Annotated in this window: 19 protein-coding genes and 1 tRNA gene; 4 read left to right on the top strand and 16 right to left on the bottom strand. The window is 72.0% G+C overall.

The features are described from left to right. Positions 1–11: 11 nt before the first annotated feature. A complete protein-coding gene (locus tag OHA99_RS23845; protein ID WP_153179729.1) occupies positions 12–1,079 on the top strand; it encodes an iron chelate uptake ABC transporter family permease subunit in 1,068 nt (355 codons plus the stop codon). Beyond that, complete coding sequence (locus tag OHA99_RS23850; RefSeq protein WP_366471783.1) at positions 1,076–2,110, top strand: iron chelate uptake ABC transporter family permease subunit; 1,035 nt, start codon at positions 1,076–1,078, stop codon at positions 2,108–2,110. Before OHA99_RS23845 ends, OHA99_RS23850 begins: the two co-directional genes overlap by 4 nt. Before the next feature lie 94 nt (positions 2,111–2,204). Here OHA99_RS23850 and OHA99_RS23855 read toward each other — a convergent pair. The 4 genes from OHA99_RS23855 to OHA99_RS23870 all read right to left on the bottom strand — a co-directional run bounded on the left by OHA99_RS23855 (position 2,205) and on the right by OHA99_RS23870 (position 5,086). Next, positions 2,205–2,277: transfer RNA gene (locus OHA99_RS23855), tRNA-His, on the bottom strand. A 143-nt stretch (positions 2,278–2,420) separates the two neighbouring features. After that, entirely contained in the window at positions 2,421–3,023 is a 603-nt protein-coding gene (orn, locus tag OHA99_RS23860) for an oligoribonuclease (protein WP_153179731.1), read from the bottom strand. A 207-nt stretch (positions 3,024–3,230) separates the two neighbouring features. Then, complete coding sequence (locus OHA99_RS23865; RefSeq protein WP_153179732.1) at positions 3,231–4,421, bottom strand: helix-turn-helix domain-containing protein; 1,191 nt, start codon at positions 4,419–4,421, stop codon at positions 3,231–3,233. A gap of 386 nt (positions 4,422–4,807) precedes the next feature. After that, positions 4,808–5,086, bottom strand: a complete 279-nt coding sequence (locus OHA99_RS23870; protein WP_153179733.1) for a hypothetical protein — start codon at positions 5,084–5,086, stop codon at positions 4,808–4,810. A 295-nt stretch (positions 5,087–5,381) separates the two neighbouring features. Between OHA99_RS23870 and OHA99_RS23875 the strand changes: the two genes are divergently transcribed. After that, entirely contained in the window at positions 5,382–5,909 is a 528-nt protein-coding gene (locus OHA99_RS23875; protein ID WP_007449983.1) for a universal stress protein, read from the top strand. 48 nt (positions 5,910–5,957) lie between these two features. Here the strand turns inward: OHA99_RS23875 and glmS are convergent, their stop codons facing one another. The 3 genes from glmS to OHA99_RS23890 all read right to left on the bottom strand — a co-directional run bounded on the left by glmS (position 5,958) and on the right by OHA99_RS23890 (position 9,048). Beyond that, positions 5,958–7,775, bottom strand: a complete 1,818-nt coding sequence (gene glmS, locus OHA99_RS23880; protein ID WP_405697716.1) for a glutamine--fructose-6-phosphate transaminase (isomerizing) — start codon at positions 7,773–7,775, stop codon at positions 5,958–5,960. A gap of 33 nt (positions 7,776–7,808) precedes the next feature. Next, a complete protein-coding gene (locus OHA99_RS23885; protein WP_054100273.1) occupies positions 7,809–8,066 on the bottom strand; it encodes a hypothetical protein in 258 nt (85 codons plus the stop codon). A gap of 88 nt (positions 8,067–8,154) precedes the next feature. Further along, positions 8,155–9,048, bottom strand: a complete 894-nt coding sequence (locus OHA99_RS23890; protein ID WP_405697718.1) for a DUF4429 domain-containing protein — start codon at positions 9,046–9,048, stop codon at positions 8,155–8,157. 114 nt (positions 9,049–9,162) lie between these two features. Here OHA99_RS23890 and OHA99_RS23895 point away from each other — a divergent pair, with 114 nt between their 5' ends. After that, the gene (locus OHA99_RS23895; RefSeq protein WP_405697720.1) at positions 9,163–10,770 is read left to right on the top strand and encodes a beta-N-acetylhexosaminidase; all 1,608 of its coding nucleotides are present in this window, start codon (positions 9,163–9,165) and stop codon (positions 10,768–10,770) included. A gap of 60 nt (positions 10,771–10,830) precedes the next feature. On the opposite strand, the gene OHA99_RS23900 is transcribed toward OHA99_RS23895, so the two are convergent. The 9 genes from OHA99_RS23900 to OHA99_RS23940 form a co-directional block, all read right to left on the bottom strand. Continuing rightward, positions 10,831–12,609 (bottom strand): IucA/IucC family protein, encoded by a 1,779-nt coding sequence (locus OHA99_RS23900; RefSeq protein ID WP_405697722.1) that lies wholly within the window; start codon positions 12,607–12,609, stop codon positions 10,831–10,833. Continuing rightward, complete coding sequence (locus OHA99_RS23905) at positions 12,606–13,154, bottom strand: GNAT family N-acetyltransferase (RefSeq protein WP_381501089.1); 549 nt, start codon at positions 13,152–13,154, stop codon at positions 12,606–12,608. Before OHA99_RS23905 ends, OHA99_RS23900 begins: the two co-directional genes overlap by 4 nt. Next, positions 13,151–14,431, bottom strand: coding sequence for a lysine N(6)-hydroxylase/L-ornithine N(5)-oxygenase family protein (locus OHA99_RS23910; protein WP_381501086.1), 1,281 nt, complete (start codon positions 14,429–14,431; stop codon positions 13,151–13,153). The genes OHA99_RS23905 and OHA99_RS23910 overlap by 4 nt, the downstream gene beginning before the upstream one ends. Further along, complete coding sequence (gene desA, locus OHA99_RS23915) at positions 14,415–15,857, bottom strand: lysine decarboxylase DesA (RefSeq protein WP_405697724.1); 1,443 nt, start codon at positions 15,855–15,857, stop codon at positions 14,415–14,417. The genes OHA99_RS23910 and desA overlap by 17 nt, the downstream gene beginning before the upstream one ends. 147 nt (positions 15,858–16,004) lie before the next feature. Continuing rightward, on the bottom strand, positions 16,005–16,865 hold the full coding sequence (locus OHA99_RS23920) for a siderophore-interacting protein (protein ID WP_405697726.1): 861 nt from the start codon (positions 16,863–16,865) through the stop codon (positions 16,005–16,007). A gap of 29 nt (positions 16,866–16,894) precedes the next feature. Then, positions 16,895–17,947 (bottom strand): siderophore-binding protein DesE, encoded by a 1,053-nt coding sequence (gene desE, locus OHA99_RS23925; protein WP_366471788.1) that lies wholly within the window; start codon positions 17,945–17,947, stop codon positions 16,895–16,897. Positions 17,948–18,075: 128 nt separating this feature from the next. Beyond that, positions 18,076–19,236, bottom strand: a complete 1,161-nt coding sequence (locus tag OHA99_RS23930) for an acyl-CoA dehydrogenase family protein (protein ID WP_087792994.1) — start codon at positions 19,234–19,236, stop codon at positions 18,076–18,078. A 5-nt stretch (positions 19,237–19,241) separates the two neighbouring features. Further along, entirely contained in the window at positions 19,242–20,195 is a 954-nt protein-coding gene (locus tag OHA99_RS23935; protein ID WP_153179741.1) for a hydroxymethylglutaryl-CoA lyase, read from the bottom strand. Further along, a complete protein-coding gene (locus tag OHA99_RS23940; RefSeq protein WP_153181964.1) occupies positions 20,192–22,222 on the bottom strand; it encodes an acetyl/propionyl/methylcrotonyl-CoA carboxylase subunit alpha in 2,031 nt (676 codons plus the stop codon). The genes OHA99_RS23935 and OHA99_RS23940 overlap by 4 nt, the downstream gene beginning before the upstream one ends. Positions 22,223–22,240 lie beyond the last annotated feature (18 nt).

Consider the following 22,240-nt stretch of genomic DNA (forward strand, 5'->3'; position numbering starts at 1 on the left):
AAGGAGGATGGATGCCACAGGCGCTCGCGGCGGCGACCGCACCCCCGCCGGCTCGCCCGGTCCGACCGGCTCGTCCGTCGCGCCCCGGCAGGCGGCGGCTGCTCGGTCTGGGCGCCGCCGTCGCCGTACTGGTCGTTGCGGTGGCGCTCAGCGTCGCGGTCGGCTCGGCGATGCTCCCGCCGGACGTGGTGTGGCAGGCCCTCACCGCGCCCGACGGCTCCGCCGCCCACGCCACGGTCGGTTCCGCCCGCGTGGACCGCACGGTGCTCGGCGTCCTCGTCGGCGTGGCCCTGGGTGTGGCGGGCGCGCTGATGCAGGCGCTCACCCGCAATCCGCTCGCCGATCCCGGCATCCTCGGCGTCAACGCCGGCGCCGGGTTCGCCGTCACCCTGGGCGTGGCCGTCCTCGGCGTCACGCGCATCGAGCAGTACCTGCCCTTCGCGTTCGCCGGGGCGGTCGCCGGCGCGGCGGTGGTCCATCTCGTCGGCAGCGGCGGCCGGGGCGGGGCCTCGCCGCTGCGGCTCACCCTGGTCGGGGTCGCCTTCACGGCGGTGCTGTCCGGCATCTCCCAGACCCTGGCGCTCATCGACACCGAGACCTTCGACCGGATGCGCTTCTGGGAGGCGGGCACCGTCACCGACCGCCCCGGCGGCACCGTCACCGCGATCCTCCCCTTCGTCGTGGCCGGTCTCGTGGTCGCCGTCTGCTGCGCGCGCCCGCTGAACGCGATCGCCCTCGGCGACGACGCCGCGCGGGCCTTCGGACTGCGCGTCGGGGCGACCCGGGCGGGCGTGATGCTCGCGGTGACGCTGCTGTGCGGCGCGGCCACGGCCGCGGCGGGCCCGCTGGTCTTCGTCGGCCTCATGGTGCCGCACGCGGTACGCCGGATCACCGGGCCGGACTGGCGCTGGATCCTCGCCTACTGCGCCGTCCTCGCGCCGGTGGTCGTGCTGGTCGCCGACGTCCTGGGCCGCCTCGTCGTGATCCCCTCCGAGTTGCCGGTCGGCGTGATGATGCCGCTGGTCGGCGCACCCGTGCTGATCCTGCTGGTGCGCACCGGACGGGCGAGGACGCTGTGAGCGGGGTGCTCGTGCTCAGGGCGGGACCCCTGAGCCTGCGGACGACGCGCCGGGCGGTCGTGGTGTGCGGCCTGCTGTCGCTGGTGCTGATCGGCCTCGCCCTGTGGGCCTTCACCCTGGGCAGCTACCCCCTCAGCCCCGGCGACGTCGTCTCCGTCCTCACGGGCGACGCGAGCAGGAGCGTGCGCACGGTCGTCGTGGAGTGGCGGGCGCCGCGCATCGTCGCCGCCGTACTCTTCGGCGCCGCGCTGGCCGTGGGCGGCGCGGTCTTCCAGTCCCTGACCCGCAACCCGCTCGGCAGCCCCGACTTCATCGGCTTCACCACCGGCTCCTACACGGGCGTCGTCCTGACCATGCTGGCCGGGGCGAGCAGCTACGCCGCGCTCGCCGCCGGGGCGCTGGCGGGGGGCCTCGCCACCGCGCTGGCCGTGTACCTGCTGGCGTTCCGGCGCGGGGTGCAGGGCTTCCGGCTGATCGTCGTGGGCATCGCGGTGGGCGCCCTGCTGTCGTCGTTCAACACCTGGTTCTCCGTGAAGGCCGAGGTGGACGCCGCACTGCGGGCGGCGGTGTGGGGCGCCGGGTCGCTCGCCACCGTCGACTGGCGGATCATCGCCGTGGCCGCGGTCGTCCTGGCCGGGGTCGCGCTGGTGGCGCCGGTGGCCCAGCGCAGGATGCGGCGGCTCGAACTCGGCGACGACACGGCGGCGATGCTCGGCGTGCCGGTGGAGCGTACGAAGCTGCTGCTGGTCGTCCTCGGCGTGGTCGCCACCGCCACGGTGACCGCGGCGTGCGGACCCATCTCCTTCGTCGCCCTGGCGGCCCCTCAGATCGCCCGCCGGCTCACCGGCCGCGGCACCTCCGTCGACCTCGCCGGGTCGGCCCTCGTCGGCGCGGTGCTGCTGCTCGGCGCGGACATCGCCGCGCAGCACGTGATCCCGGGGGTGCTGCTGCCGACGGGGGCGGTCACGGTGTGCGTGGGGGGCGCGTATCTGCTGGTGCTGCTCGTGCGGGAGGGGCGGCGAGGGCTCTAGGGGGCCTGCCTCCCGGAGGGGGACCCTGCCGTCCGGAGCCCGGAACGCCGTCAGCCGGTGGTCCTCTCGCGAGGACCACCGGCTGACGGATCAGGGTGAGTGACGGGACTTGAACCCGCGGCCACCTGGACCACAACCAGGTGCTCTACCAACTGAGCTACACCCACCGAGGCCGGTGCTCGAATCCCGCGTGGCGGGCTTCCCGACCGGCTGAGAAAAAGTGTACAGGGTCCGAAGGGGTGCTCGCGCCCGCCTTTCCGGACGCCGCCGCCGGGCGGTCGGGCGCCGCTGTCCGGCGGCTCCCGCGCCGCTATCCGGCCGGTACGACGTGCTTCGCGGCGATCGCCTTGGCCGTGTCGGAGTCGGGGCCGGGCTGCGGGACGAAGACCGCCTCCCGGTAGTAGCGCAGCTCGGCGATGGACTCGCGGATGTCGGCGAGCGCGCGGTGGTTGCCGTTCTTCTCCGGGCTGTTGAAGTACGCCCGCGGGTACCAGCGGCGGGCCAGCTCCTTGACCGAGGAGACGTCGACGATCCGGTAGTGGAGGTAGCCCTCCAGCGTCGCCATGTCGCGCAGCAGGAAACCGCGGTCGGTGCCGACGGAGTTGCCGCACAGGGGGGCCTTGCCGGGCTCCTTCACGTGCTCCCGCACATAGGCCAGGACCTGGGCCTCGGCGTCGGCCAGGGTGGTGCCGCCGGCCAGCTCCTCGAGCAGCCCGGACGCGGTGTGCATCTCGCGCACCACCTCCGGCATCGTCTCCAGGGCCCGGTCCGGCGGGCGGATGACGATGTCGACGCCCTCGCCGAGGATGTTCAGCTCGGAGTCGGTGACGAGGGCGGCAACCTCGATGAGCGCGTCGTCGGACAGCGAGAGGCCGGTCATCTCGCAGTCGATCCACACCATGCGATCGTTCATGCGGGCCACTGTACGGGGGGCGCCTGTTCCTCGGGCCCCCGGCGTCCGTGCGGGCCCCGCTGGGGGCTGCCACCCCCAGGCCCCGCTTCGGCCCTGAACGGGCCTCGTCCTCAAACGCCGGACGGGCTGAATCGCCCTGCCCGGCGTCGGACGAAAACGCCGGACGGGCCGAGTGCGCCCGTCCGGCGCTTCGAGTGCTGCGTCACCTCACGGCGCGCTGCGCTGTCCCGGCACGCCGGCCGCGCCCGCCGGCATCGGGGTCGCCGTGCGGCGGGTCTGGAACGGGACCGCGTTCTCCGGGGGGAGGGCGGTCGGCGGGTCGGACGGGGGCAGGGGCCGGGAGGCACCCGCGGGGTCCGGCTCGGGCTGGCGGTCGCCCTGGGGGCGGCGGGCCCGGTAGGCCGCCCGGTAGGCGGCCGGGGACGAGCCCAGCTGGCGGCGGAAGTGACCGCGCAGCGCCACCGGCGAGCGGAAACCGCACCGGCCCGCGACCTCGTCCACCGAGTAGTCCGACGTCTCCAGGAGCCGCTGCGCCTGGAGCACCCGCTGGGTGATCAGCCACTGGAGCGGGGCGCTGCCCGTCAGCGAGCGGAACCTGCGGTCGAAGGTGCGGCGGCTCATGTAGGCGCGCGCGGCCAGCGTCTCCACGTCGAACTGCTCGTGGAGGTGCTCCAGCGCCCAGGCGACGACCTCGGCGAGCGGGTCGGCGCCGATCTCCTCCGGTAAAGACCTGTCGAGGTAGCGCTCCTGGCCGCCGCTGCGGCGCGGCGGGACCACCAGGCGGCGGGCCAGCGCACCGGCCGCCTCGTTGCCGTGGTCCGTGCGCACGATGTGCAGGCACAGGTCGATGCCGGCCGCGGTGCCCGCGGAGGTCAGCACGTCGCCGTCGTCCACGAACAGCTCGCGCGGATCGACGTGCACCGACGGGTAGCGCTTGGCCAGGGTCGGCGCGTACATCCAGTGCGTGGTGGCGGGGCGGCCGTCCAACAGGCCGGCCGCCGCGAGGACGAAGGCGCCCGTGCACAGTCCGACTATGCGCGCCCCCTCCTCGTGCGCCCGGCGCAGCGCGTCGAGCGCCTCCTCCGGCGGCGGCGAGGTGATCGACCGCCAGGCCGGTACGACGACGGTGCCCGCGCGCGAGATCGCCTCCAGCCCCTGCGGCGCGGTGAGTTCCAGGCCCCCCGTGGTCCGCAGCGGGCCCTCCTCGCCGGCGCACACCAGCAGCCGGTAGCGCGGCACGCCGGCGTCCTGGCGGTCGATCCCGAACACCGACAGCGGTATGGAACTCTCGAAGATGGGGCCGCCGCTGAACAGCAGCACCGCGACGATCTCCTTGCGGCGTCGCCCGGAAAGCTTCCGGGCCGCGGCTTCCGGCGCGGCAGCGGAGTCGTGGCTCATACTGCTAAGCCCCCCTCGGTGGTCGCGGCGCCCTTCACCCTTCGGGTCTGTCGCTCCAACACGTTTCCCCTCGGTCCTGCACGAGTCCCCCGCCGTAGACGGTCAAGATCGAATCTACTGTGTCCCGTCGCGCCGAGGTGGCTGGTTCGGCACTTGGGACATTGTCGACATGGCAACTTGGCGTGAAGCAGTCGATCACGAAGCGTTGCACTCCGGGGCGCCCCTGGGAAGTGCGCCTTGTGTCAGTGGCCAATCCCCATAGGGTGCGAAGGGGTCCCGAGACCCTTTCCGTGCAGGTGGAACGGGGGTTTGGGGGTGGTGAGGGGTGTGGATGCGCCACCCGCGGAAGTTGGCTGAAAAGAAGCGGAACTGTGCGCGGAAACCGGTCAGTCGACCGGTGTGTTTTCCCCAGTGTGCCGTCCGCCCCCGCGGGCCCGCCGCCGGGCCGCCGTACGCTCGGAGCGGCGCAGCAGCAGACGGCAGGCGCCGGTGACCGCCGCCAGGCCGAACGCCGTGCCGACGGCGCCCGCGAACGAGGCGCCGTACCAGAGCAGTGCGACGGGTACGAGGAAGCAGCTGAAGACCGCCCAGCGGACGAGGTCGGTGACGCCGTCGCGGCCCGGTGCGCCGGACGTCGGCTCGGCGGGTCGGTGCGGTCCGGTCACGGGTGCTCCCTGGGGTGGCGGCAGAGGGATCAACGTCCGCGCGGCGCATCGGTCACGACCGGTGACGGACAGTTGAATCCTGTGCAAACCGCCTGTACAGAGCAGCAACCATTGCGTTACGGGCGCCCTCTCGGGCATGCTCCGGTGCAGCCCGCGGCGGACCCTCCGCGGGATCTGGGCGAAGGAGGCGTGCCGCCGTACCCTTGGGGGTATGGGGTTGGGAAGACCATTCCCGGACACACAGCTCCGCCGCCCACTGTTGTCCCCCATAGAGGATAAAAACGCCGAGACAGCCATGGCCGGTCACGAATTCTTCGAACCCGCGGACCGCAAGCGGCCCGTCGCCGAACCTACGGCGGCCGAGCCCCTGGCGGCCGAAGAGCCACGCCAGTCGTGCGACCCAGCCTTCAAGCACGGCGTCGTCGTCGGCTTCGACGGCTCCACCTCCAGCGAACGCGCCCTCGCCTACGCCATCGGCATGGCGTCCCGGCTGGGCTCCGGCCTGGTCATCGTGCACGTCGCCAACCGACTGCCCACCACGGTGTGGGCCGGGTGCGAGCCCCCGGTCTTCGTCGACGTGCCCGACCACCGCACCGAGGTGCTCGGTCTGGAGCTGGCGTGCGCGGACTACCTCGCCGAGGTGCCCTGGATCCTGGTCGAGCGCGGCGGCGACATCTGCCACGAACTCGAGGAGGTGGGGCGGGAGTACGAGGCGGACGCCATCGTTGTCGGTTCCAGCCACGGCCTGGTCGGCCGACTCTTCGGCTCCGTCGCGGGCCGCCTCGCCAAGCGGGCGAAGCGGCCCGTGGTGGTCATTCCCTGACGATCCACCGACGGGCCGCGAACGAGCGGGCCGTGAACGGCCCGGCTGCTACTCCACCGTCACCGACTTGGCGAGGTTGCGCGGCTTGTCGATGTCCCGGCCGAGGGCCAGCGCCGTGTGGTAGGCGAGGAGCTGGAGCGGGATGCCCATGAGGATGGGGTCCAGCTCGTCCTCGTTCTTCGGGACCACGATCGTGTGGTCGGCCTTCTCCTGCTCGCGGTGGGCGACGGCGAGGATCTGACCGCTGCGGGCCTTGATCTCCTCCATGGCCGCGCGGTTCTTCTCCAGCAGGTCGTCGTCCGGCACGATCGCGACCGTCGGCAGCGCGGGCTCGATCAGGGCGAGCGGGCCGTGCTTCAGCTCGGAGGCCGGGTAGGCCTCGGCGTGGATGTAGGAGACCTCCTTGAGCTTCAGGGAGGCCTCGCGGGCGACCGGGTAGCCCCGTACGCGGCCGATGAAGAGCATCGAGCGGGCGTCGGCGTACTGCGCGGCCAGCTTCTTGACGTACTCCTCCTGCTTCAGCATCTCCTCGATCTGGGCGGGCAGCTTGCGCAGCCCCTCGATGATCCGCTTGCCGTCGCGGACCGACAGGTCGCGGGTACGGCCCAGGTGCAGGGCGAGCAGCGCGAAGGCGACGCAGGTGTTGGTGAAGCACTTGGTGGAGACGACGCAGACCTCGGGGCCGGCGTGCACGTACATGCCGCCGTCGGCCTCGCGGGCGATCGCCGAACCGACGACGTTGACGATGCCGAGGACCCGGGCGCCCTTGCGCTTGAGCTCCTGCACGGCGGCCAGCACGTCGTAGGTCTCACCGGACTGGGAGACGGCGATGTACAGGGTGTCGGGGTCGACGACCGCGTTGCGGTAGCGGAACTCGGAGGCCGGCTCGGCGTCCGCGGGGATGCGGGCCAGCTCCTCGATCATCTGGGCGCCGATCTGGCCCGCGTGGTACGAGGTGCCGCAGCCGAGGATCTTCACGCGGCGCACGGCACGCGCGTCGCGGGCGTCCAGGTTGAGGCCCCCGAGGTGCACGGTGGAGAAGCGGTCGTCGATCCGGCCGCGCAGCACGCGGTCCACGGCCTCGGCCTGCTCGTGGATCTCCTTGTGCATGTAGGTGTCGTGGCCGCCCATGTCGTAGGAGGCGGCCTCCCACTCCACGGTGGTGGGCTCGGACGTGGTGCGGGTGCCCTCGGTGGTGTACGTGCGGAAGTCGTCGGCCTTGAGGGTGGCCATCTCGCCGTCGTCGAGCGTGACTATCTGCCGGGTGTGGGCGACCAGCGCGGCGATGTCCGAGGCGACGAACATCTCCTTCTCGCCGATGCCGAGGACGACCGGCGAGCCGTTGCGGGCCACGACGATGCGCTCGGGGAAGTCGGCGTGCATCACGGCGATGCCGTACGTGCCCTCGATGACCCTGAGGGTCTCGCGGACCTTGTCCTCCAGCTTCTCCGCCTCGGAGCGGGCGATGAGGTGGACGAGGACCTCGGTGTCGGTCTCGGAGAGGAACTCGACCCCGTCCGCCTCCAGCTTGCGGCGCAGGTCGGCGGCGTTGTCGATGATGCCGTTGTGGACGACGGCGACCTTGTTGTCGGCCGACATGTGCGGGTGGGCGTTCACGTCGGAGGGGGCGCCGTGGGTGGCCCAGCGGGTGTGGGCGATGCCGGTGGTGCCCTTGAAGCGCGCGGGGACCTTGGCCTCCAGGTCGCGCACCCGGCCCTTGGCCTTGACCATCCGCAGGCCGGCCGCCTTCGGGGAGGTGACGACGATGCCCGCCGAGTCGTACCCGCGGTACTCCAGGCGCTGGAGGCCCTCGAGGAGCAGGGGAGCGACGTCACGCTTGCCGATGTATCCGACGATTCCGCACATGTATACGTATCCCTCGTGTCCTTCTCGGCCTGCTCAGCCGTAGACGATGCGGCGCAGCTGACGGAGCGACAGCTCCGGCGGCGCGACCGCCCGGTATTTCAGTTCCGCCTCGATCCGCTCGAAGATCGTCGCGTTCACCAGGCCCTGGGCCTGGAGCTCGCGGTGGCGGCGACGGACGTACACCTCGGTCGTCTCGTCGAAGTAGGCGAGCACGTCCTGGACCACGCGCAGCGCCTCGCCCCGGCTCAGGGGGGTGGACCGCGTCAGATGATCAACGAGTTCGTCGTGCACCCGGTAGATCCTGAGGTAAGGGCGACGCTTGTGCAAGAATCCTGCCCGATATCGGGCAGGCGTGGCGGTTCCTGTGCTGCTCCCGGGTCTACATCCGCTTCAGTACGGCCTGCTTCGCCAGGGTGAACTCCTCGTCCGTCAGCACCCCGGAGCGGTGCAGCTCACCCAGCTCCCGCAGCCGGCGCAGCAGCGCGTCGTGGTCGTCCTCGGCGGCCGGTGCGGACGCCGGCGCCGGGGCGGGGGTCTCCTCGGCGGGGCCGGCGTCCTCCGGGGCCGCACGGGCGACCGGGTGCGGGAGGCGGGCCTGGACGGCCGCGGCCACCAGGGCCATCAGCGGGTCCCGTTTGAAGCCCCACAGCTCCACCGCGTTCGGGTCGTACTTCGGCGGCACCTTGCTCGGCGCCGCCCGCACGGTGAAGCGGAGGTGGCCGTTTTCCAGGCCCACCGTCGGCTGCCACTCCACGGCGACGATGTCCGCCAGCGGGAGGGTGCGCGGCCCGGCGGCGGACTTGGCGTCCTCCGCCTGCCACTTCCACTCCAGCCGCACCCGCTCCCCGTCGAAGTTAGCGACGCCGTCCCCGGCCGACACCGACAGCGGCACCGACGGCCCCGGCAGCAGATAGGCGTCCACCGGGCCGGACGGAACCTGGTCGAGGAGCAGCGCGTTGCGCACCTCGTCCACGAAGTACTCGGCCACGCCGTACCGGTCGGGCTCCACCAGGAGCTGGTACGGGTCGTGCGGCTCGGTCAGCCGGCCGCCCGTGGCGTGCAGCAGGGGATCGGCGCCGTCCCGCAGCCGCAGCCTGAGCCGCCCCGACTTCTTCCCCTGCTCGAGCGATATGCCCGCCAACGCGGCGAGCGGCACGAGCAGTTCACCCAGCTCCCTGCGGAGCAGACCCACGTTCTTGTCCCGCCCGGGTGTCAGCCGCAGGGCGTCGCCGTCGAAGACCCACGTTCCGTCCTTCTGGATGATTTCCGCCATGCGGCAATTGTTTCATCGCTCCCGTGGGCGGTGATGGTGCGGGAGAGTGGTCCGTGCCCGTCCTCAACGCCCAAGCCCGACCCCTCGATTGCACTCATCGCGAAGGGAGCCCACGTGAGACCTCATCGACGGCACCACAGAACGACTCCCCGCATCTCCCGGCTGCTGGGATCGCTGCTGCTGGTGGCGGCGGTCGGCGCCATGACCACCGGCGCCGCCCCGGACCGTAAGACGCCCGTGCGGCCGACGCCCCTCGACCGGGTGATCCCGGCCCCCGCCTCGGTCGACCCCGGCGGCGCCCCGTACCGCATCACGCGCGGCACCCACATCCGCGTCGACGACTCCCGCGAGGCCCGCCGCGTCGGCGACTACCTCGCGGACCTGCTGCGGCCCGCCACCGGCTACCGGCTCCCCGTCACCGCCCACGGCCACGGCGGCATACGACTGCGCCTGGCGGGCGGCCCGTACGGCGACGAGGGCTACCGCCTCGACAGCGGCCCCGCCGGCGTCACCATCACCGCCCGCAAGGCCGCCGGACTCTTCCACGGCGTCCAGACCCTGCGTCAGCTGCTGCCCCCCGCCGTCGAGAAGGACGCCGCGCAGCCCGGCCCCTGGCTGGTCGCGGGCGGGACCATAGAGGACACGCCGCGCTACGCCTGGCGCAGCGCGATGCTCGACGTCTCCCGGCACTTCTTCGGCGTCGACGAGGTCAAGCGCTACATCGACCGCGTCGCCCGCTACAAGTACAACAAGCTCCACCTGCACCTCAGCGACGACCAGGGCTGGCGCATCGCCGTCGACTCCTGGCCGCGCCTGGCGACGTACGGCGGCTCCACCGAGGTCGGCGGCGGCCCCGGCGGCTACTACACCAAGGCCGAGTACAAGGAGATCGTGCGTTACGCGGCCTCCCGCCACCTCGAGGTGGTCCCCGAGATCGACATGCCGGGCCACACCAACGCCGCCCTCGCCTCCTACGCCGAGCTGAACTGCGACGGCGTGGCGCCCCCGCTGTACACCGGCACCAAGGTCGGCTTCAGCTCGCTGTGCGTGGACAAGGACGTCACCTACGACTTCGTGGACGACGTCCTCGGCGAACTCGCCGCGCTCACCCCCGGCCGCTACCTCCACATCGGCGGCGACGAGGCGCACTCCACGCCCAAGGCCGACTTCGTGGCGTTCATGAAGCGGGTGCAGCCGATCGTCGCCAAGTACGGCAAGACGGTCGTCGGCTGGCACCAGCTGGCCGGCGCCGAGCCGGCCGAGGGCGCGCTCGTCCAGTACTGGGGCCTGGACCGCACCAGTGACGCGGAGAAGGCCGAGGTCGCCGCAGCAGCCAGGAACGGCACCGGGCTGATCCTCTCCCCGGCCGACCGGACGTACCTGGACATGAAGTACACCAAGGACACCCCGCTGGGCCTGTCCTGGGCGGGCTACGTCGAGGTGCAGCGGTCCTACGACTGGGACCCGGCCGGCTATCTGCCGGGCGCCCCGGCCGACGCGGTCCGAGGCGTCGAGGCCCCGCTGTGGACGGAGACCCTGTCCGACCCGGACCAGCTGGACTACATGGCCTTCCCGAGGCTGCCGGGCGTCGCCGAACTGGGCTGGTCCCCGGCGTCCACGCACGACTGGGACACCTACAAGGTGCGGCTCGCCGCGCAGGCCCCGTACTGGGAGGCGGCGGGGATCGACTTCTACCGCTCGCCGCAGGTGCCCTGGACCTGACCCGGACGGCACGACGGGCACCCCGGAGGACCGTCTCCGGGGTGCCCGCCCGTTGGTGGGTCAGAGCCCCGCGATGGGGTTCTTCAGGGTTCCGATCAGCTGGAGCGCGCCGGACGGGTCGGACAGGTCCACCATCTGCCGGTTGTCGCGCAGCTGGAGGCGGTTGAGGCAGGACAGCGCGAACTCGGGCGCGAACATGTCGTACCGCTCGAACTTCCCGGCCAGCTCCGGCACCGACTCCTGGTACTCCCGGGTGACCTCCGCGACCGTCCGCCAGAAGACGTCCTCCGCCACGATGCCCTCCTCCGCCAGGTTCGCGGCGAGGAAGCGGAAGAAGCAGTCGAAGACGTCCGTGAAGATCGACAGGAGCTTCTTGTCGTCCGGCACGTCCACCGCGATCCGGGAGACCTCCGGCGGCAGCACCGCGTCCGGGTCCATCACCGCGATCTCCTCGGCGATGTCCTTGTAGACGGCGCGCCGCACCACGCCGTCCTCCAGGACCAGGATCACGTTCTCGCCGTGCGGCATGTACACCAGGTCGTAGGCGTAGAAGCTGTGCAGCAGCGGCACGTAGTAGGCCCGCAGGTAGTGCCGCAGCCACTCGGCGGGCGCGAGCCCGGACCGCTCGATCAGCGCGCCCGCGAAGGAGGCGCCCTCGTGGTCGACGTGGACCAGGGAGGCCATGGTGGCGAGGGTCTCGCCGTCCCGGAGCGAGGGCACCGGGCTCTCCCGCCACAGCGCCGCCAGCATCTTGCGGTACGGCGAGTAGCGGTCGGTGGCCCGCTCGTACTCCAGGTGCCGGTAGCCGACGGCCGCCCGCTCCCGGATGATGCTCAGCCCCGTCCCCTTCAGCACCGGGTCGCCCTCGATCAGCTGGGCGAGCCAGTCGTTGATGGCCGGGGTGGCCTCCATGTACGCCGCCGACAGACCGCGCATGAAGCCCATGTTGAGGACGGACAGGGCCGTCTTCACGTAGTGCTTCCCGGGGTGCGAGGCGTTGAAGAAGGTGCGGATGGACTGCTGGGCCAGGTACTCGTCGTCGCCCTCGCCCAGGCACACCAGGTGGCCCCGGGCGACCTCGGCGGCGAAGGTGACGGTGAGCTTGTTCCACCACTGCCAGGGGTGGACCGGGATGAGGAGGTAGTCGGCCGGGTCCAGGCCGCGCCCGCGCAGGACGCCGTGGAAGCGGTCGACGGTCCCCTCGCCCAGCTCGTCCCGCACGAAGGACTCGTACTCGATGCCCGCGCCCGCCGTGAACGCCGCCCGCGAGCGGTGCGCGGCCAGCCACACCAGCCGGACCGGGCTCGCGGTCTCGGGGGCGTACGACAGGTACTCGTGGACGCCGAAGCCGAGCCGGCCGTTGTTGGCGACGAAGCAGGGGTGGCCCTCGGTCATGCCGGTCTCGACGGCCTGGAAGTCGTCGCTCCGGGCCAGTTCGGCGGAGGTGACCCGCGGCTTGGTCAGCTTGTAGCAGGTGCCGGAGAGGGTGGAGGAGATCTCCTCCAGGTAGACCGGAAGGATCTCGTCGCTCAGGCCCAGCGTCTGCTTCAGCTCGACGAAGAAGTCCAGCGCGGAGAGCGGGAGTTCGGTGCCGTGGCGGTGGCGGGTGATGGAGTCGGCCGCCACCTGCCAGTGGTCCAGGGCCCGGAGGGTGGCGGTGAAGCGGTACTCGGTGGTGCCGTCGTCGCTGCGGACGACGTACGACTCCCCGTCCGGCTCCCGCTCGGGGGCCAGCAGGCGCTCGTGCGTGAACTCGGCGAGCGCCTTGCGGACCAGGAGGCGGTCGGCCCGCTCCCAGTGCTCGGGGGACAGGTGGGCGACGGCGTCGGCGAGGCTCATGCGGACACCGCCTTCTCGAACTGCTCGCGGGTGCAGAAGCTCAGCAACGCCTTCTTCTCCGGCTTCTGGATCTCGCGCTCGGGCACGAATCCGACGGCTGCGTTCAGGGCGTGGACGGCGGTGTTGGCGACGTCCGGTTCGACGACGACCCGCCGGGTCGCCGGGTCGGCGAACAGCGCGGTCATCACGGTGGTGATCACGGCGCGGGTGAAGCCGTGCACGGGCCGGTCGGTCGGCGCGACCAGGAAATGCATGCCGACGTCGCCCGGCTCGGGCTCGTACAGCCCGACCAGCTCGCGGTGGGCCGGGTCGTAGCGTTCCGTCAGGAAGGCCGGGACGCCGTCGTGCAGGCCGAGGTGGGCCTGCTGGTGCTCGTCGGCGGCCAGCTCCATGTAGGCCCGCTCGACGTCCACCAGTCTGGCGTCCTGCATCATCCAGAACGCGGACTTGGGGTGGGTGAGCCAGCTGTGCAGCAGCTCGGCGTCGGTCAGCGGGTCGACGGGGCGCAGGGTCAGCGCCCCGACCGCGGTGGTGGCCGTGCTCATACGGAGAACTCCTGGAACGCGATCGTCTTCTCGACCGGGTAGTACTCGGTGCCCAGCAGCTCCCGGACGATGCAGCTGTTGCGGTAGGCACCCATGCCCAGGTCGGGGCTGGTGATGCTGTGTGTGTGGACCCCCGCGTTCTGAAGGAACACGCCGCTTCCCGTGACGTCGACCGCGTAGTTGCGGGCGATGTCGAAGTTGCCGCGGGAGTCGTGGCGCAGGCGGTCGCGGACGGGCTTGAGGAACTCCGGCTCGGTGTAGCGGTAGCCGGTGGCGAGGACCAGGCCCTCGGTCTCGATCTCGAAGTCCTCGCCCTGCTCCTCCTGGCGGAAGCCGAGGGTGTAGGTGCCGTCCGCGTACCGGGCGCTGGTGAGAGCCGAGTTGGTGAGCAGACGGGTGGGGACCGGACCGGCGAGCTTCTTCCGGTAGAGCAGGTCGAAGATCTCGTTGATCAGGTCGCCGTCGATGCCCTTGAACAGGCCCTTCTGTTCGGCGGTGAGGCGGTAGCGGGTGTCCTCGGGCAGCGCGTGGTAGTAGTCCACGTACTCCGGGGAGGTCATCTCCAGCGTCAGCTTGGTGTATTCGAGGGGGAAGAAGCGCGGGGAGCGGGTCACCCAGTTGAGCCGGTAGCCGTGGACGTCGATCTCGCCCAGCAGGTCCTGGTAGATCTCGGCGGCGGACTGGCCGCTGCCGACCAGCGTGATCGACTTCTTCTTCACCAGCTCCGCCCGCTGCTGGACGTAACGGCTGTTGTGGAGGAAGTCGCCGGCCAGGCCCCGGCAGGCGTCCGGGACGTACGGCGGGGTGCCGGTGCCCAGGACGAGGCGGCGGGCGCGGTAGGTGTCGCCGGAGGTGGTGGCGACGGCGTACAGCTCCTCCCGCTCGTCGTACGTGACCTCGGTGACCGTGGTGGAGAAGCGGACGCTGCTCAGCTGGTGCGCGGCCCAGCGGCAGTAGTCGTCGTACTCGGCGCGCAGCGGGTAGAAGTTCTCCCGGATGTAGAACGAGTAGAGGCGGCCCTTCTCCTTCAGGTAGTTGAGGAAGGAGTACGGGGAGGTCGGGTCGGCGAGCGTGACCAGGTCCGACATGAACGGGGTCTGGAGGTGGGCGCCCTCCAGGAACATGCCGGCGTGCCACTCGAAGTCCGGCTTGGACTCCAGGAAGACGCCGTTCAGCCCGGCGATCGGCTCGGTGAGGCAGGCGAGGCCGAGGTTGAAGGGGCCGAGGCCGATGCCCACGAAGTCGTAGGGGGCGCTGGCTTCAGGAAGCGCGGTCAAGGGAGTCTCCCAGGTACTGCTCGGCGTGGCCGGCGATCAGGTCGAGGACGGTGGCGATGTCGGCCGTGGTCGTCTCGGGGTTGAGCAGGGTGAACTTCAGGTAGTGGCGTCCGGCGACCTTGGTGCCCGCGACCACGGCGTCGCCGGAGGCGAACAGGGCCTTGCGGGCGTAGAGGTTGGCGCGGTCGATCTCGGCGGGGTCGGTGACGGCGGCCGGGATGTGGCGGAAGACCAGGGTGGAGAGCGACGGCTCGACGACCACGTCGAAGCGGGGGTCGGCGGCGAGCAGTTTCCAGGCCTCGGCGGCCAGGTCGCAGACCTCGTCGAAGAGGGCGCCGATGCCGTCGGCGCCCATCACGCGCAGCGTCATCCACAGCTTGAGCGCGTCGAAGCGGCGGGTGGTCTGGAGGGACTTGTCCACCTGGTTGGGGATACGTTCCTGCACCATGCGGCGCGGGTTGAGGTACTCCGCGTGGTAGGTGGCGTGGCGCAGGGTGGCCGCGTCCCGGACCAGCACGGCCGACGAACTCACCGGCTGGAAGAAGGACTTGTGGTAGTCCACGGTGACCGAGTCGGCCCGCTCGATGCCGTCGATGCGGTCCCGGTACTTCAGTGAGGCGAGCAGCCCGCAGCCGTAGGCCGCGTCGACGTGCATCCACACGCCGTACTGCTCGCACAGCCCGGCGATCTCCGGCAGCGGGTCGATGGAGCCGAAGTCGGTGGTGCCGCCGGTGGCGACGACGGCCATGGGGACGAGGCCGTCCTTCGCGCAGCGCTCCAGCTCCCGGGCGAGGGCGACGGTCTGCATGCGCTTGTCGTGGTCGACGGGGACCGACACGACGGCGTCGGGGCCCAGGCCGAGCAGTTTCGCCGACTTCCTCACGCTGAAGTGGCTCACCTCGGAGGCGAAGACGCGCAGGTCGGCGAGGTTCTCGGTCTTCGCCTCCTCGCGGGCCAGGAGCAGCGCCTGGAGGTTGGACTGGGTGCCGCCGGAGGTGAACACGCCGTCGGCCGCCGGGCCGAGGCCGATCCGGGCACAGGTCCAGTCGATGAGCTTCCGCTCGATGAGCGTGCCGCCGGCCGACTGGTCCCAGGTGTCCAGGGAGGAGTTGACGGCGGACAGGACCGCCTCGCCGAGCACCGCCGGTATGACGACGGGGCAGTTGAGGTGGGCGAGGTAGCGGGGGTGGTGGAAGTAGACGGCGTCGCGGAGGTAGACGTCCTCCAGCTCGTCGAGGACCGCGGCCGTGTCGTGCAGCGGCCGGTCGAGGTCGATCCCGTCGATGCGGGGGGCGAGGGCGTCGACCGTGACACCGGTGAACGGGCGGTCGGTGGTGGCGATTCTGGCGGCCACCCGCTCGACTCCTTCGGTCACGGAGCGGCGGTACTGCTCCGCGGTGGTGTCGTTGAGCAGGTGCGAGCGCATGTGGGGGTCCTCCGGTGGGGACGGTCCGAGAGGGGCTGAAGAGGGCAAGCCCTCTGATCGACTTAGGTTAGCCTAACCTAAGTCGAGTGGATCAAACGCGCGTCGGGAGGTGACCGCCGTCACTGCGGCCCTCGCAGGGTGCAAACGTCAGCCCTGCTCGCGCAGTTGCTCCTCCGTCAGACCCCGGCGCCAGTACCCGACGAAGGTGACGCGCCGGCGGTCGACGCCGCGCTCGCCCACGAAGTGCCGCCGCAACTGCTTGACGCGGCCGGACTCGCCCGCGAGCCAGACGTAGGGGTGCCCGGCGGGCGGGAGCTGGGCGTCGCGGAGGGCGGTGAGGGTGTCCTCGGGGCCGCCGTCGGCGTCCCCGACCAGCCAGGTGACCTCGGCGTCCGCGGCCGTCGCGACGTCCTGCACGTCCCCGGCGTGCGGCACCTCCAGCCAGACCCGGGCGCGGATGCCGGCCGGCAGTGCCTCCAGGGCGGCGCAGGCGGCGGGTACGGCGGTCTCGTCGGCCCAGATCACCACCAGGTCGGTGTCCCCGGGCGGCCGGAAGCGGATCGCCCGGTTGTCCGCGACCGCCGGGCCGAGCACCAGCACGCGGTCGCCGGGGGCGGCACCGGCGGCCCAGCGGGCGGCGGGACCGGCCTGGATCCCCGAGCCCGGTTCGAGGCCGTGCAGCACGAAGTCGACGTCGATCTCGGCGGTGTGCCCCTCGCCGTCCCGGCGCAGCGCCCGCAGCGTGTACGAGCGCATCACCGCCCGTACGTCGTCGGGCAGTTCGCGCCACCCCTGCCACCAGCCCTCGCCCAGCTCGACCGGCACCGCGGGCTCCGCCTGCCCCGGGTGCGGCAGGAACAGCGACAGCGACTGGTCGAGGCCGTCGGAGTGGAAGGCCCGCAGATCGGGCCCCGCGAAGGTGACCCGGGTCAGGGACGGACCGAGCAGCCTCGTCCGTACGACCTGGAGGGAGAAGAAACGGAACGGGGCGGCCACGGCCGTCGTCATGGAGGGCTCCGGGGGAGGAAGGGGGAGGGTCAGCCGACCTTCTTGGCGTTCTCGATCGCCTCGGCCAGGTTGTCCAGCAGCGGCGTGCACTTGTCGTAGGACAGGATCGGCTCGGGGGAGCGGGCGATGACCTGGCCGGCCTTGACCGCGGGGAGCTTCTTCCAGGTGCCCTCGGTGATGTCCGCGGGCTGGATGGTCGAGGCGCGGTCGTCCATGATGATCACGTCGGCCGGGTACTTGTCGACGTTCTCCCAGCTCAGGGACTCGAACCAGCCGCCGGTCGCCTTCTTGGCCGCCTCGGAGGGCTCGACGAAGTTCACGCCGAGGGCCTTGAAGTACTCCAGGTCCACCGAGAGGTTGGTGCCGGAGACGTAGAACAGGTCGGGGCTCGCGGAGCCGGCCAGCACCCGGATCTCGGGCCGGGCCTTGGCGGCCGCGCGCAGCCGGGCGGCGGCCTTGTCGAAGGCGGCCTTGGCGTCCGTGACCTTCTTGGCCTTCATGTCCGCGCCGAGCGACTCGGCCAGCTCCCACATGCGCTGGAGCGGCTGGGTGAGCTGGCGGTCGAAGACCGAGATCGCGACGCTCGGCGCGAGCTTGGCGACCTTGTCCTTCGACTCCTCCGGGACGGACCACAGGGTGCCCGCGGTGTCGAAGGTGGTCGTGATGAGCACCTCGGGCGCGAGGGAGGCGTACTTCTCGACGTTGAGCTTGCCCCACTCGTTGCCGAGCACGGTGACCTTGTCGACGTCGAGGTCGCCGGCCTGCACGTCGGGCTTGCCGTCCTTGGTGGTGGTCGGGCCGAAGACGCCCTTGACCTGGACGCCGTAGTCGAAGAGGGCGGCGGCGACACCCGTGAAGGCGACGATGCCCGTCGGCACCTCGTCCAGCTTCACGGTGGTGCCGCGGTCGTCCTTGAAGGACCAGGGGCCGGACTTGGCGGCGCCGCCGCCCGTCGCGTCGCCCGAGCCACCGCTCTTGCCGTCGTCGTCCCCGCAGGCCGCGAGCACGGCGCCGAGGCCGAGGGCGCCGCCGGCGGCGAGGATTCCGCGGCGGGTCGGGTGGGTAGCGCTGGCGTTGGACATGGTGGTGGCTGCCTTCGAACGGTGCGGAGCGTCGTGCCCTGCGGGACAATTCGAAGGTAGGTTAGCCTAACCTCAGATCTTGTCCAGGGGTGGGGCCCCGTGAGGCCCCGCCCCCGGCCGTCCGGGTCTCAGCCCGTGAGCCCCAACTCCCGTGCGATCAGCATCCGCTGGACCTCACTGGTGCCCTCGCCGATCTCCAGGATCTTCGAGTCCCGCCACATGCGGGCCACCGGGTACTCGTTCATGAAGCCGTAGCCGCCGTGGATCTGCGTGGCGTCCCGGGCGTTGTCCACCGCGACCGTCGACGAGTACAGCTTCGCCACCGCCGCCTCCTTCTTGAACGGCTCGCCCGCCACCAGCCGCGAGGCCGCGTCCCGCCAGGCGAGACGGGCCGTGTGGGCCTTCATCTCCATGTCGGCGATCTTGAACTGGATGGCCTGGTTGGCGCCGATGGGCCGGCCGAAGGCGTGACGTTCCTTCGCATAGGCGACCGACTCGTCCACACAGCCCTGCGCGAGCCCCGTGCCCAGCGCGGCGATCGCGACCCGGCCCTCGTCCAGGATCCGCAGGAACTGCGCGTAGCCGCGCCCCGGCTCGCCCAGCAGGTTCGCCGCCGGGACCCGGACGTCGGCGAAGGACAGCTCACGGGTGTCCGAGGCGTTCCAGCCGACCTTCGAGTACGGGGCGGCCACCGTGAAGCCCGGCGTGCCCGACGGCACGATGATCGACGAGATCAGGGGCCGGCCGTCGGGCTTGCGGCCCGTGACGGCCGTGACCGTCACCAGGCCCGTGATGTCCGTGCCGGAGTTGGTGATGAAGCACTTGGAGCCGTTGATCACCCACTCGTTCGTCGCCTCGTCCAGGCGGGCCGTGGTGCGGGTCGCGCCCGCGTCGCTGCCGCCGTCCGGCTCGGTGAGGCCGAACGCGCCCAGGATCTCGCCCGAGCACAGCCGGGGCAGCCACTCGCGCTTCTGCTCCTCGGTGCCGAACAGGTGCAGGGGCATCGCGCCCAGCGAGACGCCCGCCTCCAGGGTGATCGCCACCGACGAGTCGACCCGGGCCAGCTCCTCCAGGGCGATGCCGAGGGCGAAGTAGTCGCCGCCCATGCCGCCGTACTCCTCCGGGAACGGCAGCCCGAACAGGCCCATGCGGCCCATCTCGCGGACGATCTCGTACGGGAACTCGTGCCGCTCGTAGAAGTCGCCGATCTTCGGCGCGACCACGTCGTGCGCGAACTCCTCGACCGTGCGGCGCAGTTCTTCCAGTTCGGGGGAGAGCTTGTGGTCCATGCTGTTCACGACTCCTGGTGGGAGAGGGCTCGAACGGTGCGGGACGGACTGGGCCGGCCCAGGTGGGCGGCCATCCAGACGCTTGTGGCGACGAGACGGCCGAGGTCGACCCCGGTGTCGATGCCGAGGCCGCGCAGCATCCACACGAGGTCTTCGGTGGCGAGGTTGCCGGTGGCGGACTTCGCGTACGGGCAGCCGCCCAGCCCGCCGGCCGAGGCGTCGACCGTGCTGACGCCCTGCTGGAGCGCGGCCAGCGTGTTGGCCAGGGCCTGGCCGTAGGTGTCGTGGAAGTGCACGCCCAGCGCGGACACCGGCACGCCCGCCCCGGTCAGCGCGGTGAGCAGGGCCGTCACATGGCCCGGGGTGGCCACCCCGATGGTGTCGCCGAGGCTCAGCTCGTCGCAGCCCATGTCCAGCAGGGCCCGGCAGACCCGGACCACCTGGGGGACGGGGACGGCCCCCTCCCACGGGTCGCCGAAGCACATCGAGAGGTAGCCCCGTACGCGGACGTCGTCGCCCTGCGCCTTCGCCCGCGTCACCACCGGCTCGAACATGGCCAGCGCCTCGTCCACCGTGCGGTTGAGGTTGGCCCTGGCGAAGGACTCCGTGGCGCTGGCGAACACCGCGACGCGGCGCGCGCCGAGGGCGAGGGCCCGGTCCAGGCCCCGTTCGTTGGGCACCAGCACCGGCAGCTCGACGGGCAGGTCCGCCACCGCCGGGTACAGCTCCTCCGCGTCCGCCAGTTGGGGGACCCACTTGGGGTGGACGAAGCTCGTCGCCTCGATCGTGGTCAGTCCCGTGCCGGCCAGGCGGCGGATGAACTCCGCCTTGACGGCCGTCGGCACGGTCGCCTTCTCGTTCTGGAGCCCGTCGCGCGCGCCGACCTCGTGGATGCGGACGCGCGCGGGCAGGCCCTCGGCCGGTACGGCCATCGGGAGGACCGGTTCCGGGGTGCTCATGCCGTCTCCTCCTCCGCCGCGTCGTCGGCAGGCGCGACGACCGCGAGTACCTGGTCCATGGCGACCGTCGTGCCCGGCGCCACGTCCAGCTCGGCGACGGTGCCCGCGTGCGGGGCGGAGATGACGTGCTCCATCTTCATCGCCTCCACCACCAGCAGGCTCTGCCCGGCGCTCACCTCGTCGCCGACGGCGACCTTCACGACCGTCACCGTGCCCGGCATCGGCGCGGTCAGCGAGTCGGCGCCCGCGTGGGCGGACCGGTTGAGGGAGGCGGCGACCGGGTCGTGGTCCCGCACGTGCCAGGCGTCACCGTCGCGGCCCAGCCAGGTGCCGTCCGGCAGGGCGGTGAACGTGTGGGCGACGCCGTCGAGCAGGAAGGTGAACCGGTGCTCGTCCCCGGGCCGCGGGGGCGTGCCCCCGGATCCTCGCAGGGGTGCATCGGATCCCGGCAGCAGCAGCTCCACCCCGCCGGACGGTGTGCTGCGCACCCGCACGGTCACCGGGTCGTGGCCCGCCGCGTGCAGGTGGTGCGCCGTCCACGCGCGCTCACCGCCCATGCGCCAGCCGTCCGCGGCGGCGAACGGGTCGGCCCAGCCGGGGCCGCCGACGGGCGTGAGGGAAGCCTGGCGCAGCAGTGCGGCCGCCGCGTACGTCGCCGCCGGAACCTCGTGCGGTACGAGTCCCTCGACCTCCCGCTCCACCAGCCCCGTGTCCAGCTCGCCCGCCACCACCGCCGGGTGCGCGAGCAGCCGCCGCAGGAACCCGGCGTTGGTCGGCACGCCCAGGGTGACCGTCCCGGCGAGGGCCGCCCGGAGCTTCCTGAGCGCGGTCGCGCGGTCGGGGCCGTACGCGATCACCTTGGACAGCATCGGGTCGTACAGGCTGCCGACCTCGGTGCCCTCGCTGAGCCCCGAGTCGGTGCGCACGCCGTCGCCCTCGGGCTCGCGCAGCCGCAGCACCGTGCCGCCGGAGGGGAGGAAGCCGCGCGCCGGGTCCTCCGCGCACAGCCGGGCCTCGATGGCGTGCCCGGTCAGCCGTACGTCCTCCTGCGCGAACCCGAGCCGCTCGCCGGCCGCCACCCGCAGCTGCCACTCCACCAGGTCCAGGCCGGTCACCAGCTCGGTCACCGGGTGCTCGACCTGGAGACGGGTGTTCATCTCCATGAAGTAGTACTGCGAGGGGTCGCCGCCCGGCACGATGAACTCCACCGTGCCCGCGCCCCGGTAGCCGCAGGAGCGGGCCGCCTGCACGGCCGCCTCGCCCATCGCCGCCCGGGTCGCCTCGTCCAGCAGGACGCTGGGCGCCTCCTCGATCACCTTCTGGTGGCGGCGCTGGAGCGAGCACTCGCGCTCGCCCAGGTGCACGACGTTCCCGTGGCCGTCGGCCAGCACCTGGATCTCGATGTGCCGGGGACGGTCGATCCACCGCTCCACCAGCAGGGTGTCGTCGCCGAAGGAGGCGCGGGCCTCGCGGCGCGCGGCGGCGATCTCGTCGGCCAGCACCGCCTCGTCCCGCACCAGCCGCATGCCCTTGCCGCCGCCGCCCGCGGAGGGCTTCAGCAGCACCGGCATCCCGATCTCGCGTGCCGCCCCGGCCAGCTGCTCGTCGGTGAGCCCGCTGCCGCTGGAGCCGGGGACGACCGGCACCCCGGCCGCCTTCACCGTCTCCTTGGCGCGGATCTTGTCGCCCATCAGGGCGATCGCGTCGGCGGACGGCCCGATGAAGGCCAGCCCCGCCTCCTCGCAGGCCCGCGCGAAGCCGGCGTTCTCGGCGAGGAAGCCGTAGCCGGGGTGGACGGCCTGCGCGCCCGTCCGGGCCGCCGCCTCCAGCAGCCGCTCCACGGAGAGGTAGCTCTCCGTCGCGGGCGCCGGGCCGATCCGGACCGCCTCGTCGGCCTCCCGCACGTGCCGCGCGTCCGCGTCGGCGTCGGAGAAGACCGCCACCGAGCGCACGCCCATCGCGCGCAGGGTCCGGACGACGCGGACGGCGATCTCGCCCCGGTTGGCGACCAGTACCGTGTCGAACATCAAGCTCCCCATCGAAGT

Source organism: Streptomyces coelicoflavus (assembly GCF_045041415.1).
Taxonomy (GTDB): domain Bacteria; phylum Actinomycetota; class Actinomycetes; order Streptomycetales; family Streptomycetaceae; genus Streptomyces; species Streptomyces coelicoflavus.